General features: G+C 44.3%; 4 protein-coding genes, 1 pseudogene and 1 other annotated feature. All 5 genes and pseudogenes read left to right on the top strand.

Annotated elements, in window-relative coordinates; genetic code table 11:
* Positions 1 to 472: pseudogene (locus LD39_RS23080) on the top strand (glutamate--tRNA ligase); the annotation flags it as partial.
* 44 nt (positions 473 to 516) lie between these two features.
* Positions 517 to 728, top strand: a binding site (T-box leader).
* 71 nt (positions 729 to 799) lie between these two features.
* Positions 800 to 1,462, top strand: a complete 663-nt coding sequence (cysE, locus tag LD39_RS10105; RefSeq protein WP_035545861.1) for a serine O-acetyltransferase — start codon at positions 800 to 802, stop codon at positions 1,460 to 1,462.
* Complete coding sequence (gene cysS / locus LD39_RS10100; protein ID WP_035545859.1) at positions 1,452 to 2,852, top strand: cysteine--tRNA ligase; 1,401 nt, start codon at positions 1,452 to 1,454, stop codon at positions 2,850 to 2,852. Before cysE ends, cysS begins: the two co-directional genes overlap by 11 nt.
* Before the next feature lie 4 nt (positions 2,853 to 2,856).
* Complete coding sequence (locus LD39_RS10095) at positions 2,857 to 3,258, top strand: Mini-ribonuclease 3 (RefSeq protein ID WP_035545856.1); 402 nt, start codon at positions 2,857 to 2,859, stop codon at positions 3,256 to 3,258.
* On the top strand, positions 3,255 to 3,483 hold a 229-nt coding region (locus LD39_RS10090; RefSeq protein ID WP_035545854.1), incomplete at its 3' end, for an RNA methyltransferase substrate-binding domain-containing protein. The genes LD39_RS10095 and LD39_RS10090, both read left to right, overlap by 4 nt.

Raw genomic sequence — 3,483 nt, 5'->3', positions numbered from 1 at the left:
TTTTGACCGAGTGGTTGAATTGACTCTTCCGCATTTAGTTGAAGCAGGACGTCTTTCCGAAGATATGAGTGCTGAAGATAAGCAATGGGCTCATGAGTTGATTGGTTTGTATCAAGAGCAATTGAGTTACGGAGCTGAAATTGTAGAGCTGACAGAGTTGTTCTTCAAGCAGGAAATCGAATACGACGAAGATGCTATGAGCGTTCTGGAAGGTGAACAAGTACCGGAAGTCCTGGAAACGTTCAAGAAAAACCTTCAAGAACTTGAAGAATTCACTCCTGACAATATTAAAAAACAAATCAAAGCCGTGCAGAAAGAAACTGGTCATAAAGGTAAGAAACTCTTTATGCCAATCCGTGTTGCAACAACTGGACAAACCCACGGGCCTGAACTGCCGAATGCGATTCATTTGTTGGGAATTGAAACGGTAACGGTTCGTTTAGATGATGTTTTGAATAAGTTACAAGGCTAATCCGTTCACAAACACTTAGATTTGTCATATAGTAGAGATACCTATACGAAACGTTGATGAGGAGAAGTAGGAGAAATCCCCCTTACCCAGAGAAAATCACCATTGGCTGGAAGTGATTTTAAGGGGAATCTCTGAAATGCACCTCGGAGTCTTCTGCCGAAGCGAGTAGGCTGGAGCGGTCACCTTCCGTTATCGAGGATCGAGTGGGGAAGACGTTTCCCAAACAGAGTGGAACCACGCCTGGCGCGTCTCTGTGCATCCATGCACAGAGGCGCGTTTTTTTGTTGTAAGGTATGATTCACTCTTTATTCAAGGAGGAGGGCAAGTATGGGGCTATTTAAAATGTTGAAAGAAGATGTCAATGTAGTCTTTGACCAAGATCCTGCTGCTCGGACTTATCTAGAAGTAATTTTGACGTATTCCGGCCTGCACGCCATATGGGGACATCGAGTGGCGCATGCTTGTTTCAAACGTAAGTTTTTCTTCTTAGCAAGGATTATTTCACAAATCAGCCGCTTTTTCACTGGCATTGAAATACATCCTGGTGCAAAGATCGGTAAGCGGTTTTTTATCGATCACGGCATGGGAGTGGTGATCGGCGAAACTTGTGAAATTGGGGATAACGTAACCATCTTCCAAGGCGTGACGCTTGGAGGGACTGGGAAAGAAAAGGGCAAACGTCACCCTACGCTCTTGGATAACTCCTTAGTGGCCACGGGTGCAAAAGTACTTGGATCGATAACCATAGGAGAGAATTCTAAAGTCGGCGCTGGATCGGTTGTTTTACATGATGTCCCGAATAATTCGACAGTAGTCGGTATTCCGGGCCGTGTCGTAATTCAGGACGGGAAAAAGGTACGCAAGAAGGACCTTGACCACCATAAGCTTCCTGATCCGGTTTATGACCGCTTAAATCATTTAGAGAAAGAAATCACACATTTACGTAAAGAATTAGAAGAAGCTAAAGGAGTGAACCAGAATGAGTATTAACATCTACAATACGCTGACAAGAAAAAAAGAACCCTTCCAGCCACTGGAAGAAGGAAAGGTGAAGATGTACGTCTGCGGTCCGACGGTCTATAACTATATTCACATCGGGAACGCTCGTCCGGCTATCGTTTTTGATACGGTAAGAAGGTATTTTGAATATCGTGGATATGATGTCCATTACGTCTTAAATTTCACAGACGTTGACGACAAATTGATCAAAGCTGCTAATGAATTAGGGGAAGAAGTTCCGGAAATCGCTGATCGTTTTATTAACGCTTATAAAGAAGACGTAGGTGCTCTTGGGGTAAAAGAAGCGGTCGACCACCCACGTGTCACAGAAAACATGGAAGAGATCATCGAATTTATCCAAGGGTTGATTGAAAAAGGCCACGCCTATGAAGCAGCCGGAGATGTATACTTCCGCACCCGTTCGTTTGATGGTTACGGGAAGCTTTCTCACCAGTCGATTGATGAACTGCGTTCAGGGGCACGTATTGAGGTAGGAGATAAGAAAGAAGACCCGCTTGACTTCACCCTCTGGAAAGCAGCGAAACCTAGTGAGATTTCCTGGGAAAGCCCCTGGGGTACAGGGAGACCGGGATGGCATATCGAGTGCTCGACGATGGCTAAAAAGTATTTAGGTGAAACTATTGATATTCATGCCGGTGGGCAGGATTTGACCTTCCCGCACCATGAGAATGAAATTGCGCAATCAGAAGCGCATAACGGAGAATCCTTTGCGCGCTATTGGATGCATAATGGGTATATAAATATAGAAAATGAGAAAATGTCCAAGTCGCTGGGAAACTTCGTATTGGCTCATGACCTTGTTAAAAAACATGACCCGCAAGTGATTCGCTTTTTCATGCTGAGTGTGCAATATCGCCATCCCATCAATTTCAGTGATGAATTGTTGAAAGGAGCGAAAAGCAGCTTCGACCGTATTCAAAATGCTTTTGAAAACATCCAGCATCGAAAAGATTCAAGCATGGATTTGCAAGAGGATCATGAAACTTGGCTGAAAGACGTAGACGGATACAAAGAGCAGTTTCTCAAAGAGATGGATGATGATTTCAATACAGCGAACGCCATCTCAGTGCTTTTTGATCTGACGAAATCAGCGAACTTATATCTTCAAGAAAACCAAACCCATACGGCTGTCCTTGAACATTATGAGAAAGCATTTAAAGAGCTGACCAACGTTTTAGGATTAGAGTTGGAAAAGCAGGTAGAATTATTGGATGAAGAAATAGAGAGCTTGATTGTTGAACGGAAGCAGGCACGAAAAGATCGGAATTTCGAACTTGCGGATCAAATTCGGGATGAACTGAAAGAGAGAAACATTATTTTAGAAGACACCTCTCAAGGCACGCGCTGGAAGCGGGGATAAAGACATGGAAAACGTGAAACAGATGAAAAGCCTCGCCCTTGCCTACATGGGGGATGCTGTCTATGAGCTATATGTTAGGAACCACTTGTTGGAGACAGGCGCGATTAAACCTCAGCATCTCCACCAGACAGCGGTGAAGTTCGTCTCTGCCGTCTCTCAAGCAAAAGTCGTAAAACATTGGCAAGAGGAAAATATACTGACAGAAGAAGAGGAGGGTGTTCTCAGGCGCGGCCGAAATGCCAAGTCTGGGTCCGTCCCGAAAAGTACAGATGTACAAACCTATCGTTACTCAACAGCTTTTGAAGCGGTTGTAGGTTTTTTATATCTTTCCGGTCAAATCGAGCGGCTGGAACAGTTAATAACAAACGCAATCGAATTTGTAGAAGAAAGGAGTGGAGAAGAGTGAATGCAGAATGGATTATCGGGAAAAACCCTGTTCAAGAAGCGTTACGTTCAGGTCGGTCGATCAACAAAGTGTTAGTGTCGGATCAACTGCAGCATCAGGCATCGAAGAAATTGGAACAGTTAGCAAAAGAAAATGGCGTGATCGTCCAAAAGGTTCCAAAGAAAAAAATTGACCAGCTGGTCGAGGGGAACCACCAGGGCGTGGCAGCATCTGTTGCTGCCTATG

The organism is Halobacillus sp. BBL2006 (assembly GCF_000786645.1).
Lineage (GTDB): Bacteria > Bacillota > Bacilli > Bacillales > Halobacillaceae > Halobacillus.
The sequence above is the reverse complement of the archived record's forward strand: the minus strand, read 5'-3'. Positions and strand labels throughout refer to the sequence as shown.